The organism is Amycolatopsis sp. YIM 10 (assembly GCF_009429145.1).
Lineage (GTDB): Bacteria > Actinomycetota > Actinomycetes > Mycobacteriales > Pseudonocardiaceae > Amycolatopsis.
The window spans coordinates 6,027,348-6,041,644 of sequence record NZ_CP045480.1; the positions used below are offsets into that span (position 1 = coordinate 6,027,348).

14 protein-coding genes are annotated in these 14,297 nt (G+C 69.4%); 5 read left to right on the plus strand and 9 right to left on the minus strand.

Annotated features, from left to right (window positions below; all coding sequences use genetic code 11):
* The first annotated feature begins 114 nt into the window (after positions 1 to 114).
* From YIM_RS28630 to YIM_RS28645, 4 genes are all read left to right on the plus strand, one after another.
* Entirely contained in the window at positions 115 to 270 is a 156-nt protein-coding gene (locus YIM_RS28630) for a hypothetical protein (RefSeq protein ID WP_153033280.1), read from the plus strand.
* A gap of 495 nt (positions 271 to 765) precedes the next feature.
* On the plus strand, positions 766 to 2,775 hold the full coding sequence (locus YIM_RS28635) for a hypothetical protein (protein WP_153033281.1): 2,010 nt from the start codon (positions 766 to 768) through the stop codon (positions 2,773 to 2,775).
* The gene (locus YIM_RS28640; protein ID WP_153033282.1) at positions 2,772 to 2,990 is read left to right on the plus strand and encodes a hypothetical protein; all 219 of its coding nucleotides are present in this window, start codon (positions 2,772 to 2,774) and stop codon (positions 2,988 to 2,990) included. The genes YIM_RS28635 and YIM_RS28640 overlap by 4 nt, the downstream gene beginning before the upstream one ends.
* A 126-nt stretch (positions 2,991 to 3,116) precedes the next feature.
* The gene (locus YIM_RS28645) at positions 3,117 to 4,013 is read left to right on the plus strand and encodes a hypothetical protein (protein WP_153033283.1); all 897 of its coding nucleotides are present in this window, start codon (positions 3,117 to 3,119) and stop codon (positions 4,011 to 4,013) included.
* On the opposite strand, the gene YIM_RS28650 is transcribed toward YIM_RS28645, so the two are convergent.
* The 8 genes from YIM_RS28650 to YIM_RS28685 all read right to left on the minus strand — a co-directional run bounded on the left by YIM_RS28650 (position 3,989) and on the right by YIM_RS28685 (position 8,854).
* Positions 3,989 to 5,329, minus strand: a complete 1,341-nt coding sequence (locus tag YIM_RS28650) for a DNA cytosine methyltransferase (protein ID WP_153033284.1) — start codon at positions 5,327 to 5,329, stop codon at positions 3,989 to 3,991. The two genes, YIM_RS28645 and YIM_RS28650, sit on opposite strands and share 25 nt — an antisense overlap.
* Entirely contained in the window at positions 5,329 to 6,285 is a 957-nt protein-coding gene (locus YIM_RS28655; protein ID WP_153033285.1) for a hypothetical protein, read from the minus strand. Before YIM_RS28655 ends, YIM_RS28650 begins: the two co-directional genes overlap by 1 nt.
* Positions 6,282 to 6,518, minus strand: a complete 237-nt coding sequence (locus YIM_RS28660) for a hypothetical protein (protein ID WP_153033286.1) — start codon at positions 6,516 to 6,518, stop codon at positions 6,282 to 6,284. The genes YIM_RS28655 and YIM_RS28660 overlap by 4 nt, the downstream gene beginning before the upstream one ends.
* 129 nt (positions 6,519 to 6,647) lie before the next feature.
* Positions 6,648 to 7,235 (minus strand): DUF1643 domain-containing protein, encoded by a 588-nt coding sequence (locus YIM_RS28665; protein ID WP_153033287.1) that lies wholly within the window; start codon positions 7,233 to 7,235, stop codon positions 6,648 to 6,650.
* A gap of 12 nt (positions 7,236 to 7,247) precedes the next feature.
* A complete protein-coding gene (locus YIM_RS28670; RefSeq protein ID WP_153033288.1) occupies positions 7,248 to 7,946 on the minus strand; it encodes a hypothetical protein in 699 nt (232 codons plus the stop codon).
* 23 nt (positions 7,947 to 7,969) lie between these two features.
* Positions 7,970 to 8,284, minus strand: a complete 315-nt coding sequence (locus tag YIM_RS28675; protein WP_153033289.1) for a hypothetical protein — start codon at positions 8,282 to 8,284, stop codon at positions 7,970 to 7,972.
* Complete coding sequence (locus YIM_RS28680; protein ID WP_153033290.1) at positions 8,284 to 8,505, minus strand: hypothetical protein; 222 nt, start codon at positions 8,503 to 8,505, stop codon at positions 8,284 to 8,286. Before YIM_RS28680 ends, YIM_RS28675 begins: the two co-directional genes overlap by 1 nt.
* Positions 8,506 to 8,590: 85 nt before the next feature.
* Entirely contained in the window at positions 8,591 to 8,854 is a 264-nt protein-coding gene (locus YIM_RS28685) for a hypothetical protein (protein ID WP_153033291.1), read from the minus strand.
* A gap of 358 nt (positions 8,855 to 9,212) precedes the next feature.
* Here YIM_RS28685 and YIM_RS28690 point away from each other — a divergent pair, with 358 nt between their 5' ends.
* Complete coding sequence (locus tag YIM_RS28690) at positions 9,213 to 9,629, plus strand: hypothetical protein (protein WP_153033292.1); 417 nt, start codon at positions 9,213 to 9,215, stop codon at positions 9,627 to 9,629.
* Positions 9,630 to 9,634: 5 nt separating this feature from the next.
* Here YIM_RS28690 and mobF read toward each other — a convergent pair whose 3' ends face one another.
* A complete protein-coding gene (gene mobF, locus YIM_RS28695) occupies positions 9,635 to 14,089 on the minus strand; it encodes a MobF family relaxase (protein WP_153033293.1) in 4,455 nt (1,484 codons plus the stop codon).
* Between the last annotated feature and the right edge of the window lie 208 nt (positions 14,090 to 14,297).

Below are 14,297 nucleotides of genomic sequence, written 5' to 3' on the forward strand. Positions count from 1 at the left end.
TCAACGGTGTGACTCGACTGCGACGTGCTGAACTTCTCTCCCCGCTGTGACGCGTCGCTCAGAAAATAGAACGCCAGTTCGACAGGTGCAACGTGGTGACTTAGGCTCCGGGCCATGACCGACGCCAGCCCTCGACTGTGCAACAAGTGCGGTACGGAGCCGACCGAAGACCAGAAGATCGGTATTTTGTGCCGGGGCTGCCGCGCCATGATCGAAGCATCTGACCCGCTCGGCGGGCGCATAGGCCAGCGCGCCGACTCGGCGTCCTGACGCTGGCAACGGCCGCCACAGTTTCGGCGAGTATGCACCATCACGCCGCCGGGTTCAGATAGACGGCGGCATCACCAGCGCGTCGGTCTCCCGCGTCATGCCGGCCGGGCTTGTCGATCAGGGCACCGGCCTGACGCCAGGTGACTCCGGCTGCTGCGGGCAGCCCTGGACGCGCCGGCTCCCACCCCCGTGTGCGCGCAGTCACAGAGGGGCGTATAACTACGCCTTGACGCGAAGCTCAGCGTCACGACGTTCCGCAACCCGGGCACGCAGACCCAGGGGCGCGGTGCGGGTAACCCGTTGAGGAACACGGCCAACGAGCCGGTTCCCGGAGGTTCCCCCCGACGGCGTGGCCGAGGGCTTCGAGCCGCTCTGAGCGTGACGGGCCGGATCCGTTCACGCGAGGACGCGAGGGCTGGCTGCGTTCCCGGCTCCCGTGTGACTACTGCCGCGGGAGGTCCCCGTAGCCGGGAGCAGTTCGAGGAGCTGTTCAGCATGACCAGCACGATCACCCCTCCGACCGATGTGGTCGGTGAGGAAACCCAGATGCTGCGCCCCGTGCGCACACTGCCCGACGTGGCTGATCCCGACGTGGTGCGCGCAGTGCGCCGTGATGCGCAGAAGCATCTCGGGATGAGTGAGCTGGGCGCCAAGGCGATGTCAACCATGTGGGCCAACCCGGGCGAGGTCCTGCCGCAGATCAGCAGCCCGCACCGGATGCGGATCACGGGCGGTGACCTGCTCTACATTCAGGCGCCGGCGTGGACGGCCAGGCTCGTTCCGGACCCGGCGAACCCGCGCATCGCCAGTTCCTACGCCTACCAGCTGGCGTTCCGGGAGGACGCGGACCAGGCCATCAGGTTCGAGCGGATCACTCCCGCGCAGCCCATGACGCCGGCCGAGCTGCAGACCAGCGCAGCGTCCCAGAAGGATCTTGTCAAGCAGCTCAACGACTCCATCGCGAAGACCTGCAAGGCCAACGAGCCCTACCCGCCGATCGCGGAGCAGGGCATCATGGACGCCCCGTTCGGGGTGATGACGCAGTTCAACTTCTCCGACGGCGGCAACCCGATTGCCGTGCCTGTGGTACGGGAAGGATCGACGCGGGTCAGCTACGGCCTCGAATACCTCGGCCTCACTGCCGAAGACGTCCTTTTCCGGATGCCGGCCAGTACCAGGCCGCTCCGGTCGCTGATCAGCGACGTCAACGGCGTGGTCCAGTCCCCGGCCGAGACCGTGCGCCTGGAGGACCTCGCGAAGGCCAGGGTCGCCACCGTTCAGTTCATCCTCATCGTCGGGTTCCACCCCGACCAGGGAGATACCCCGGACCTGGCGGCAGCGGTGAAGGCCAAGGTCGCGCAGGAGCACATCAACACCAAGAACAACTGGAAGCCTTCCGACCGCGACGCGACGATGGCGGATGACTGCCTCGCCTCGGCGCTGAACGCCGGCGTGGTCAGCGCCGACGAGCACCGCTGGCTGTCGGGAGACATGTCCCGCGACACCGCCGCCAAGCTCGGCTTCGGCACCTACACCGAAGACCGGTTCCTCGAACTCGTGTACCTCTTCGCGACGCCGGAGCCCAAGGTCCACAGGGCAATCCGGCAGCCGATCGCGTTCGTACTCGCCAGGGACAACGTGCGTTCGGGCGTACAGGTCCGGCGGACCTCGAAGCTGCCGCTCGCGGTGGAACTCACCGTCCGCGAACTCCGGTTCGGGGACAGCGGGGCCGCGATCGACAGGATCGCGAAGGTCCTGGCGGGCGGGGCCAATATCGCCGGAAAGCACGTTGCCCGGCCGACCAGCCGTACCGTGGAGCAGCTCGAGGAACAGGCGCAGGCTGAACTCGACGAGCGGAAGGACACCACCCCCGGCCCTGCGGGCATCGAGCTGGCCCTGCGGGCGCTCTACCACGGCGCGTACCACGGCGCCTTCCACATCCCCCGGAACGACCTCGGCGCGAGGTCGGACCGCCGGCCGGTGCACCACGTCCTGCAGGACATGCTCGGGACACCCAGCGGCATCCTCCAGCTCGGCAGGATCGTCGAAAACGGACGTGCGGGGACACCGCCAGTCACCATCGACGAGCACGGCATCACCGTGCTCGCTGCCGACGGCAATCCCGCACCGCTGACCAACGAGGTCATCAGGTATCAGCTGTACCCGCGGGGCGCGGCGACCAACGAGAAAACCAGTGATCCAGTAGCCGCCGCCAGGAAGGTCATGCTGGAACACATGCGTGACACCTGCAACGCCTTCAGTGACTTCAAGATGGCCGATGGGGGCCGCGGAGGAGCCGAGGGGTTGTCGGCTGACGTTGCCGAGCAGCTGATCCGCCAGCTGACTTCCATGAAGGAAGACGCTGACACATGGTTCCGGAACGGGCTCAAGCACGCCGCGATGGCCGAGCTCGCGGCGATGAGCAAGCCTGAGCACCATGCCGATGAGGAAAGCGACGAGGCGGATGTCGCGGCGTTTCCCGAGACCCAGGACGGTGCGTCGTGACCGGGCGCAAGGACCCTGCCGATCAGGGACTTCTCGCTGTCTGGATCAGCATCGCGGTCGTGTTCTCACTCCTGGCCGCGGGAGTGGCAGGTTTGCTGGCGTGGGCGGGCGGCCTGAAGCCGCCGGCGGCGGTGCTCACGGGCGGCGGTGCTTTCCTTGGCTTCATGACGCTCGGCCTGGCCATCATCGGGATCTTCAGGTCCAATCGCCACTGAGACTGCGTGTCGGGCGTTGAGCTGGAACCAAACCGGCTCAACGCCGACACGGCCACCCACGGTCTGTCGGTGCTCTGCGCTACGGTGCCCGGCGCATGATTCACACGGCAGGGGGGGCAGTGGGCGATGGAAACCAGCGCAGACGAGGTCCGTGACACCTTCCTGGTCACGCCGCAGGCACAGAAGGTGTACCACGACTGGGAGAACAACCCTCAGCGGATCGCGCACGGGGTGGTCTCCACCATGCGCAATCACACCACTAAGGCGATCTACGACTGCTCGGTCGCCACCTTTGAGTGGATCAAGGAGAACCACACGCACCCACTCGGGAACCTCAAGAAGAAGGAGATCGAGCACATCGAACTGGCCGAGAACTGGGAGCCAGATTTCGCGTTCGTGCACCTCTTCCACCTGCTGATGGAAGACCTCGACCGACCACCACTCTGGAGCGAGTTCGACCAGTTCGCCTACGGGACCGATGAGGGCAAGGCGATGTTCGGCGACGATCGCCTTGCCCGCGAAGCCGAGATCTTCGAGCAGGAGCTGAAGCGGATCAGCGCGGAACGCCCCACATGGAAGAACCCCGAGAACCGGGCACAGTACCTCGCGAAAGGATCACTGGACTGGCGGATCGGGAACGCCTACTACGGCTTCATGCGTGACATGTACACCGCCACTGCGCTCCGCGAGAAAGGCCTCGACGTCCGTGTCCACCCGCTCGCCGACGCCAACTTCCGGGCTGACGGCTGGATCGGCAACCGGCTGCTGAGCGTCTTCGTGGTCAACCCGAAGTACAAGGTCGCCGACCAGCAGAAAGCCGACAAGGTCCAGCGAGGGCGGAAAAAAGACGTCGAACAGCTCTTCCCGGGAAGCCAGTTCGAGTTTGTCACCCTGACCATGGACGGCGCCTCCGAGCACGGCAAGTTCCACTTCCCAAACCCGGCCGCGATCGACGAAGTCGACCAGCTTCTACGACCGCCGTCCCAGTCAGGGCTGCCTCAGGAGATGGAAGCGAGCGAGTAGCCGCCGAGCCAGCTCGTGAGTGGCAACAGGTAGCAGAAGGCTGCCGCGGCCTGCTGGGGGACAACGCCGTCGCCGGCGCGCCGAAGCTGGTCAGCGCGGGACAGCCCGGGTACGGCCGTGATCCAGCCCGCCGGCAGGCCCATCATCCACTCGCAGAAGGCCGGGTTCAGGACACGTCCGCCGCGGGCTCCGGACACGGTGGGGTCGGGGGCGGAACGTTCGAGGACGCGTTCCCATTGATGAATGGCGGGGCCGTAGGCGCCCCAGTCAGCTCCGCTACCACTCCCGGGAGGAGTTTCGTGCTCTGGTTGTTGACCTTGTTGCCGCCGTTCGCGTTCGACACCGTCGGTGTGGGCAGCAGCCGGTTCACCACGACCTCGTTCAACGGCCGGGAGTTCCGGTCCATGATGTTCGAGGCCCCCGATTTCCAGTCCCGCGCCGCGGGCGTGGGCAGCAGGTGCTCGACCTCGTCTGCCAGTGTCGGCCCGTGACCGCCAGCCTTGCGCTTGTCCGGGTGCTGCGAGCCACCGTTCACCGCCAGCTGCGCGGTCGGCGTCTTCAGCAGCAGGACCGCGAGTTGGTCCTCCAGGCGCGACTTCCCCGGATCCGGATTCGGGCGCAGCGCACCGGTGATCCCGTCCGCGCACCTCGGCGTCCCGAGCAACTGCGGCAACAAAGATGCGGAAGCGTTCGTGGGGGGCGCCCACGTCGGAAGCTCGTAGGCCACACCAGACCGCGTCATACCCGAGGTCGGCCAGGTCGCCGAGTACAGCTCCGAGTGCCCGCAGAGCAGGGCTATCCGGCCGGTCTCCCACACACCACGGGCAGAGTTCCAGGTCGCTATGGGCTTCGGCACTGCAGAGTCCTCTCACGTTCTCGATCAGCACCAGGCTGGGGCGGAGTTGGCCAATCGCGGTGACCGCGTAGTTCCACAGCCCGGACCGGGTGTCTGGGGTGAGTCCGGCGAGGCCGCCGGCCAAAGAGACATCGGTGCAGGGAAAGCCGATGGTCAGCACCTGCACAGGCTCGACCATCGACCAGGCTGGGGTGGGCAGCTTCACGCTGTCGTCCTCGCGGGAGCGGCGCTTCAGCGCGTCCCACTCGTCGTCGGTGTAGGTCAGTCCGACGCGGGTGATGTCGCCGAGGTTCGGCGTGGATGGCCAGTGGTGAGCGAGTACGGCGGCGGCCGCGGGGTCGTTGTCACAGTGCCACACCACTCGGCCGTTGAGGATTGGGGCTGCAGCGAGCTCACAGAGGCCGCCGTATCCGGAGAACAGCGAGCCAATCGTTACCGCCCTGGCGGATTCGGTAAACATCAGCGAGCCTCTTTGTCGGCCGGGTCGGTGGTGGCGATGCGGTGAATAAGCAGTGCGAGCCGGTCGGGGGTGCCGGGCGGCAGGCTGCGCACCAGGAGACGGGTCTGGGGATCGACCTCGCCGCGCCACTCGGCTGCGACGCGCCGCACTTCGACGGTCGACGCCTTCGCCCGCGTAGCGGTCAGCCACTCGGGATCGCAGTCGCGGGTGCACGGCCAGGCCCACGCGACGTCGAACCGCGGGGAGGGGTGCTCGCAGTCCGGGTCGAGCTTGCACAGCTCGATCACCTCGTCGGCGGACCAGACCACGAGCCGTTTCCCGGCGATCGCCTCTCGCACCCGAGGCAGGCCTTCGGCCTTGTCGATCGCCCCGTCGGGCACCCACTTCGCGCGGGGGCCGACCAGGCGCAGCGTGAGGTCCAGCAGCGTGGTGCCGTCGAGGTCGGCCACCTGGATCCGGGCGGCCGTGACCGGTCGCCGGCTGCCGCGTTCGGTGCGGGGAGGTTCGTGCAGGTCCAGTTGCAGTAGCACGGCCGGTGGGCCGGTGAGCACGGCAGCAACGTCGGCCGCGATCCGCGCCCGATGCTCGGCGAAGCGGGTTTGCTCGCGGCGCAGCAAGGCGATGTGGCGGCAGGCTGGGCACAACCGCGCCGGTACCGGGTGCTCGCCGACGGTGGTGAGTGGCTGCTGGCAGCGTGCGCCGCAGTCCTGGCAGGCCCGGGTCTTGACCCGGCGCCGCTGCGCGGTGTCCAGCTGGGCCGCACTGGCGGCGGTGGGAGGGCACTCTCGGACGTCGAACAGCGCGAACAGGGCCTTGCGGTCCCGCCAATCGCGTGCCTCGACGAACGCGTCCGGCTTCCGGCCCTCGCAGGTGCGGGGGAACTCCAGCTCGCCCAGCGCGGTCTTGGTCAGCAGATGGGCCGGGACGTCCCACCAGCCTTGGTAGGTCTCGGTCACCGGATCTCCTTACGGTCGGCGGCGGGCAGTGCCCGCTTCGTGTCAGCGCGCTCGGCCTCGGCTCGCACCGGGGAACCCGGCGCCGGCGGGGCGACGGTCAGGTAGACCCGGCCCAGGGCGCTGGCGCCGCGGTTGGCGTAGAACCGGCTGGTTTCCTGGACTTCCAGCACGGTCGCGATCTTCTCGACGGCGGCGGCAACCTCGGTTTCGGTGCCCTCGACGCGAATCCTCACGGGACGATCTCCTTCGTGGTCGGGGTTGCGTAGGCTTCGGCGGTCAGAAGTGCCATTGGTGGCCGCACCCGAGGCAGGTCGCGATTCCGCAGACGACGTAGAAGTTCCAGTGCGTGCAGGCCATCGGTCTCACCTCCTCTTCGCTGGTTGCCGGGCAGGACGGGCACATGTGCTGTGCGGCGGGAACGGCTGCAGCGGGCTGTCGGCTCGCAGGTACAGCGGGTGCCGGGGCTGGCCGCGTTTGGTGAGACCGAGGCACGCCAACTGACTCCGGCGGGCGTTGAGCAGGTCGGTCACCACCTGCGCTCGCACGGCGGCCTGGGGGTGCGCACCCCACGCCGCGATGAGCTGGTCGGCTTCCGCCGCGATGCCGGTGATGACCGCGTCGTTGAGCGGACCAACCGGCTCCGGGTGCGTCGCCAGCGCCGCGGGGTCGGTGGCACGGAGCGCGAACAGGTTCACCACCGCGAGCGCGCCGAAGCCGAGCCGACGGGCGGGGCGCAGGCAGCGGGTCACCGTCGGGTCGTCAGTGAAGGCGTCAGCGGTGCTCGGGTTGAGCATGATGAACAGGACCACCGGACCCGGTCCCCACGAGCGCGTGAGCAAGTACCGGTACTGCCGGTCGCCCTGGTCAAACACCGCCGTTGCGGACTCGAGCAGATTCCCGCTCTCCTCCACAAACACGTCACCGCTGAGCGCATCGACTGTCGCGAACATCGGGGCGCCCGTTCAGTCGGTGGTGACGCGGCTGGCGAGGAAGGCCGCGGGGTCGTTGGCTTCGGCGGCGAAGGTGCGGTCGGCGTAGCTGATGCTGTCCAGGACCTGCTCGGGGGTTTCGCCGGTGGCCTGGCAGCGTTGGAGCACCTTGTACTTGAGCGCGCCGTAGGCGTCGGAGGAGGAGATCTCCAACAGGAGTGCACCGCGGAACATGTCGCCGAGCGCGTGGGTGAACTGCTGCTCGAGTTTCTCCGAGTGCGCGTCTTCCTCGGCTGGCGGCGTGTCGTTCCCCGGATCGTCGTGCTGGTCCTGCGCCGTCTCGGTGGCCGGTGCGGCGGTGTCGGCGAGATAGGTTTCGAGTTCGGCCAGCGTGATCGAGCGAGTGCGCTGGTGGCGGGGCTGACCTTCGTCGGGCGGGAGCAGTTCGTGCAGCCGGTCCCTGTCGACGGCGAAGACCTCGACACGGTGTCCGGCGATGGTGCCGTTGATGTGCACGGCGGTCTCGGTGCTGGAGAGAGTGCCAATGGACGCGGTGATCGAGCCGCCAAGGGTATGTGCCCAGTCGAGGGCTTCGGCGAGCCCGCTGGGGACATGCAACGTCTCGCACCAGGCGACCGTGGCCAGTCCGGGCAGGTGCGGGTGGGCGTTGAAGTGCATGGACAGGGCGGCAAAGAAGGCCGCGTGCTTCATGGAGTCGGTCTGTTCGGTCATGGCGGTTTGTCCTTTGTAGTCGGTCAGTAGCGGTGGTCGGGCTTGTAGATGCCGACGGCGAGGCCGGGCTGGGTGGGGCACGGACCGCTCGCGCGGTTGCTGTCCTTGTTGTGGATGCGCAGGCCGAGGAATCGCACCCAGGCGTCGAAAGTGGCCTGGGGGTCGGGGTCGAACGGCCAGTCGATTTCGCCGTACAGGGCGGACCCGGCAGCGGCGTTGACGGTCCAGCGCATCGGCGGGATTTCCGCCGCGTCGGCGGCAGCGAGCATCTTCGCCAGCGCTTCCGCGTTGCGGGTTTGCTGTTCCCGCTCGAACCAGCGGTCATCACCTGCGGGCATCAGTGGGTGCCGCCGGTCTGCTCGGGCGCGGGGAACAGGCCGGTCTGGCCTTCGCAGTCGCCCCAGGTGCGCAGTTTCGCCACGGCGGCGGGTTCGGTGCGCTTGCCGCGGTTCTTGTCAGCCGTGGCCTGGCCGTGGACGCGGGTGTACTCGGCCTCGCTCATCTTGCAACGCTCGGCGTTCTTCTGAACCTGGGTCTTCTTCGCTTTGCCCTGTGCCATCGGAATGTCCTTCCTGGATTGGGGTTGCGCGGTGGAACCACCCAGTGCCGCCCAGCACGGGAGTCTGGGCGGCACCGGGTGGGGCTCAGTAGTCGAAGCGGGGATTGGCGACCAGTTCGGCGGCGAACGCCAGCCCGGCCCGGAAGTCGTCGGTGATTTCGAGGTCCAGTTCGGACTCCCGCAGGCAGTCGCTGATCTCCTTGTCCGCCTGCGAGCTGCCGGTGGCCATCCCGGCCAGGCGCTGACCCAGGTACTTGCGGACCTCGGCGATCGCGGCCTTCTCGATCCGCTCACCCATACTGTTCAGCTGGTCGATCAGGTCCTGCGCGGTGGCCTGGCGCTTGGTCATCTCGGTCTCCCTCGGCGGTTTGTCTTTGGGTCCGTGGCCCCTGGGGCCTGCGGGCTGCGCCGGTGCTTTTCCGGTGCCTGCCCGCGGGCGAGGGCGACCGCGGCGCCGGAGGCTCGCAGTCCAGGACCGCGCTTGCGCGGCCGGCGAAGCCGGGTTCACTCCTGGACTGGGAGGTGGCGTCGTGGTAACCGGACTCGGCGGCGGCGGACGGGGTGAGTACCTACGGAAAGCGCGTAAAGAGAGGGCTGTGCCGCCCGGAGGGTGGCGCCGTGTCCCGGCCGGAGGCCGGGTTGTCTTTTCCGGTGACGCGCCCGTTCGGGCAGCGGTTTTGTCGGTCCCGCGTGTCACCATCAGGGGTATGGAGCTGACCGGGCGCGACTTCGACCACATTCCCAAGCGGAATGTGCGTGTGCCGGTGGTCGAGTTCGCGGAACTGTGGCTCGCCGCCGAGCGCGCGCTCGATCGCGAACCGACAAACTGGCGGTACTTCGGCATCGCCCAGACCTGCCGGTGGCTGGCCTGCGCGACGGTACGGCGTACCGATCAGCGGCCCCGGCTCGCTGACGCGCCGATCACCCGTCGTTTCGGTCTGGCGCACGAGGAAACCATCGAAGCCGAGTACCTCGCGGCCGAGCGCCTGTACTGGCGCCGGCCGGTCGCGCCGTGGCTGGCCGAGCGGCCGGGCTGGCTGGAGGCGATCGTGGGCACCCTGGGCTGGGCGTGGCACCGCAGCGGCAAGCCGCCGCTCGACGTGCACGCCCACACCCAGAGCTGACCGGTTCATCGCGAGGCCACCGCCGCGTCGTCGTCGGCCACCACGGCCGCCTCCCCGGCGTCGACCGTGTGCCGCCGGTGCAGCTCGGCGGCCTGGGCTTCCTCGTCGGCGCGCTGATCCTCCAGCGCCTGCCGGGCGGCGATCTCGCGCAGTGCCCGCTGGGCCTGGTCGATGGTGGCCGCGGTCTCTTCCGCTGAGGGCACCCGGACCTCGTCGGACTCGGTCACCGGGTCCTCGGCCGCAGCGGCCTCGCGGATGTCGGCCACCCCGGTTTCAACCAGCTCGCCGACGTCGTCGCCGTCGACCGTGGTCGTGAGGTCGTCACCCCGCCGCTCGACCTCGTCGGTCAGGTCGTGCTCGGCGGTGACCTCGCGGTGCGGGTCCTCGGCGGCCAAGTGCTCGTGGTGGGCCTGCAGCCACTCGGCCGCGGTCACCAGCGGAGCGGGGTCGGTGTCGAGGTTGCGGGCAGAAATCTCGGCGCTGGCCCGGTCGGCGGCGGCGCGGGTTTCGGCGGTGTGGGCGTACCACAGCGCCCGCGCCTCGTCCACGCCTTCCAGCTCGCCGACTCGCTGCTCCAGGACGTCGGCGAGCGCGTCGGCCTCGGCGGCTTCCCGCAGCAGCCGCTCCCGCTCGGACTCGTCCTCAGCGGCATCGGCCTCCGCTCGGCGCAGCGCGGCGTCGCGACGGCGGGCGTCGGCGGCCTGGTGGGTTCCGGCGAGTTCGTTGCCGACGAACTCCGGGCCCCACGCCTTCTCCCTCTCCCACGCCCGCATCCGCACCAGCAGCTGTCCGTCCGACATTTCCAGCTCGTCGCGGCCGGACTCCGGCCGCCCCAGCGCCCGCCACGCCGAGCGCCACGACGCGTACGCCTCCACCTGCCCCGCCTTCGGGGCCGGGCCGAGCGCGCTCGCGGCGTCGTCGTGCCCGGTCAGCTCCCGGTGCGCCGCCACCGCGCCCGCCTGCTCGATCCAGGCGTCGCGCTGGTCGGCCTGCTCGGGCACCGGGCCGAACGCTTCGAGCGCCCACTGCTGCGGCTGCGCGGCGAGCTGGCTGCCCAGGTCGTGGCGGCGGGTGTCGGCGGTGTCGGCCAGCGACCGCAGATAGGCCGCCCACTGCGGGTCCTCCACCTGCGGCAGCCAGTCCGCGTAGGAATCGCCGACCGGGTCCAAGGTGACGGCGCCGGTGATGCGGTGGTGCAGCACGTTGGTCAACTGTCGTGCCCCGGCCAGCGGGCGGGACGTGACCGCGTCGTGCAGCACCCGCTTCGCCGCATGCCCCGCCAGCTCCACGCGGCGCAGCAGCCGCGCCAGCGTGGTGCCGCCATCCTCGGCCGCCAGTCGCGCCCGTTGGTTGTCGGTGAGCTTGCCGTCCTCGGCCAGCTCATCCAGCCACCGCGCTGTCCTGCCCGCGGTGGCCAGCTCGGTGGCGTCGGCGAGCAATTCGGCCGGGGTGCGGATCGCCTCGGTCTCCGCGGCGGCCTCGGTCGCTTCCTGCAGTGCCGAACGCTGCGGCCCGGCACCGTCGAACGCCTGCGCCAGCACCGCGGACGGGGTGCGCTTGACCGCCTCCAGCGCCGCCCCGTCCGGCGCGTCCGCCGGAACGGCCAGAGTGGTGACGTGCGCGGTGTTGCCGTACCGGCCGCGCGTGAGCCCCACGTAGAGGGCTTCCTGGCCGGTGGCTTCGGTGACCACCGAGTGCGAAGTGTCCACCGTCAAACCCTGTGCACTGTGGACAGTGGAGGCGTAGCCCAGTGCGACATGCTCGGACACGTACGAGCCGGGCAGCGTGATCCGCTCCCCCAGGATCTCGCCGACCCCATCCTCACGGCCCAACACGCGCGCCGCGATCAGGCCGCCGTCGTCGCGGGTGTCGAGCACCCGGTACTGCTTGCGGTTGATCGGCACCTCGCAGTTGCCGTCCACACCGAACAGGTTCCACTGGTTCCTGCGCGCCTGCACCAGGTCACCGACCCCGGCGTAAGTGCCCTGCATCCCGAGCGGAACACCGGTCTCGGTGACCTTGCCCAGGCGCACGAGTTCGTTGCGCAGCTCCGCGCACAAGTGCGCGGACTGCTCGTTGGTGTCCACGATCAGGATCGAATGCCACCCGGCCAGGGTGTCGGCCAGCCACGCCCGCCCGGCCGCGGCTTCGGCCTGCTCGCGGGTACCGGCATCCACGATCCGGCCGTGCTTGTGGTACTCGCCCAGCACCGTCTCGTCGCCCTCGCGCAGTCGCAGCGACGCGCCGCGTTCCCACTCCGCGGCGAAGCGGCGGACCTCGGTCAGCTCGTAGCTGCCACCGGCGGTGGCCATCAGGTCCATGCCGCCCCCGGCGCCGACCGCGGCGAGCTGGCGGTGATCACCGGTCAGCAGCAGCTTCGCCCCCGCCCGCTCCACGTGGTAGTGGATCGAGGCGAGATCGGCGGTGTTGGCCATTGCCGACTCGTCGACCACCACCAGATCACCGGGGTTCAACTGCCACTCGACGTGGTCGGGGTGAGTGGAGCCCTCGGCGAGCTTGGCCTGCGCACCCAGCCAGCGGGTGATGTTGCGCGCGGTCAAGCCCTCCCCGGCGAGCACGTCGGTGGCGACCTGGCTCGCCGCCAAACCGACCACCTGGAACTGCTTGCCGTTCCACAATCCGGGGTCCTGCCACGCCTTGGCCAGGGCGCCGACCACAAAGGACTTCCCGGTTCCGGCCGGGCCAACCAAGCTCTCCACGGCCGCGCCCGAGGCCAGCACGCCGCGCACCGCGGCGGCCTGATCCGCGCCCAGCACCACACCCTGATCCGCCAGAGCCGAGACGAACTCGTCCACGGTGGACACCTCCAGCGCGGGCGCGCCGCGGCGGGCGGTCGCAGTGGCCAAGGCGCGCTCGGTGTGCACATGCTCCGGGGTCGCATACAGCTTGCGGCCCGGCGCCTCGTAGACGGACTGGCCGTTGGCCAGCTTCAGCTCGTCCGGCAGTTCGGCGGTGCCGGGGCGGTCGGTGCCCAGCGGGGTCGCCAGCTTCACGCCCTCGGCCGTGAGCGTGTCCAGTAGCTCGGCGATCTGGGCGCCGGTGAGATCACCGAGCTGATCGGGCAGGGCGTCGCTGATCGCCCGGGTCAGATCCGGCGCGGTCCACCCGGCTTTCGTGGACTGCACGTCCGCGAGCGCGGTCTTGAGCACCTCGGCCGGTGACCACGCCGCCGCAGGACGCGACTCGTGCGGCAGGTCCAGCACCTGCCGGGCGACCCCGGCCAAGCCGTCGGCGACCTCGGCGCGCAACTGCCGGTCCCAGCGCTCCAGCCGGGCCTCGGCGGTCTCGCCGTCATGCGACTTCGCCTTCCGCGTAGCCAGGGTGGCTTGGCGCTGCAGGCGGTCCAGTTCCAGCGAGTTCGGCTCGCGGCCGAACTTCGCCTCGAACTGCTCGACCATCGTCGCGGTGCGCTTGCTGATCGCGCGCCGCCGCGAGCTGAACAGGTCCATCACCCGCTGGTCGATCCCCACGACCTCACGGGCCTTGCCGTCCGGGCGCGCGGCGAACCGCACCCCCAGCGCCCGCGCGAGGTGCTCCTCGGTGGTGCGCTCGCCGACCGCGGCGGCGGCGCCCCGGTGCAAATACAGGGCGCGGCCGTCGAGGGTGCGCCACTTCCCGTCCGTGCCCTGCACGCGGTTGAGAATCGCGTTGTGGATGTGCAGCTGCGGGTCGTGGTTCCGCGAATCGTGCTGGAAAAACGAGGCGACGACGAAGTCGTGGGCGTCGATGAACCGCCCGGCGGCGCCGCCGTGGTGCCCCACCCTCGAATAGCCGGCGTGCTCGGCCAGGTAGTCCAGCGCCGCGCGGTTCCCGGCCCAGATCGCGTCCTCCACCGCGTCCCGGTGCGCCCGCCACGACTCCGCCGCCGCGGTCGCGTCGTCGCGCTGGCGGGTCAGCTCGGCCAACTCGGCCGCCGATGCGCCCGCCGCCACTGCGGCGGCGAGCGCGTCCGACGCGTATCCAGCCGTCCGTTCAGCCTTCACCTGCTGCGCCTCGAACGCCGTATGCAACACCGTGACCGACTTCTGGACGCTGAACGTGGCGTCCAAAAAGGGCACGTTCTTCCGCGCGGACTTGTTCGCGTCCAACCGCAACTGCTCGCGGCGTTCAGCCGTCGCCCCCGGCTCGGCGTCCAACGCGGCGGCGTACAACTCGTCCGCCGTTGGATACTTCCGGCCCGCATGCCCGAGAGTGGACGCCTCGCCCCACCGCGCTGGATCACTGAACACCTCATCGCGCGGGTCCACGAAGAACTCGTAGACCGCGGTCATCTCCTGCTCGTCGACCAGCCCCGTGAGGCCGAGTTTCGCCGCGCCGGAGCCGTACCAGCGGCCCGGCGGCTCCCCGGCCGCCACCGCCGACGTGTAGTAGTTCTCCCGGCCCTTCGCGACCTCATCGGTCAGGTACTTGACCGAGTAACCATTCGAAATCGTCAGCACCCAGCACCCCCAACCAAGATCAACTCGCGATTCTGAAGATCAACAACGGCGGTCGCGAAACCGGGCGCCCGCCAGGGCGCACCGGCCCAACAGATCGTGATGCATAGGTGTGCTCTGTTCTTGGTTTGTGGTGAGTGACTACTTACGTGGTGGCTGATAGTTGTTGAGGGCTTGCTGGGTCGCTTACTTGCTGGTGGTGAGGTGGTGG

Coding starts and splice junctions, on each gene's coding strand:
- YIM_RS28685 (WP_153033291.1), bottom strand. CDS start 8,854: ATGACCAAGCGCCAGGCCACCGCGCAGGACCTGATCGACCAGCTGAAC.
- YIM_RS28650 (WP_153033284.1), bottom strand. CDS start 5,329: ATGTTTACCGAATCCGCCAGGGCGGTAACGATTGGCTCGCTGTTCTCC.
- YIM_RS28630 (WP_153033280.1), top strand. CDS start 115: ATGACCGACGCCAGCCCTCGACTGTGCAACAAGTGCGGTACGGAGCCG.
- YIM_RS28670 (WP_153033288.1), bottom strand. CDS start 7,946: ATGACCGAACAGACCGACTCCATGAAGCACGCGGCCTTCTTTGCCGCC.
- YIM_RS28665 (WP_153033287.1), bottom strand. CDS start 7,235: ATGTTCGCGACAGTCGATGCGCTCAGCGGTGACGTGTTTGTGGAGGAG.
- YIM_RS28635 (WP_153033281.1), top strand. CDS start 766: ATGACCAGCACGATCACCCCTCCGACCGATGTGGTCGGTGAGGAAACC.
- YIM_RS28690 (WP_153033292.1), top strand. CDS start 9,213: ATGGAGCTGACCGGGCGCGACTTCGACCACATTCCCAAGCGGAATGTG.
- YIM_RS28675 (WP_153033289.1), bottom strand. CDS start 8,284: ATGCCCGCAGGTGATGACCGCTGGTTCGAGCGGGAACAGCAAACCCGC.
- YIM_RS28680 (WP_153033290.1), bottom strand. CDS start 8,505: ATGGCACAGGGCAAAGCGAAGAAGACCCAGGTTCAGAAGAACGCCGAG.
- YIM_RS28645 (WP_153033283.1), top strand. CDS start 3,117: ATGGAAACCAGCGCAGACGAGGTCCGTGACACCTTCCTGGTCACGCCG.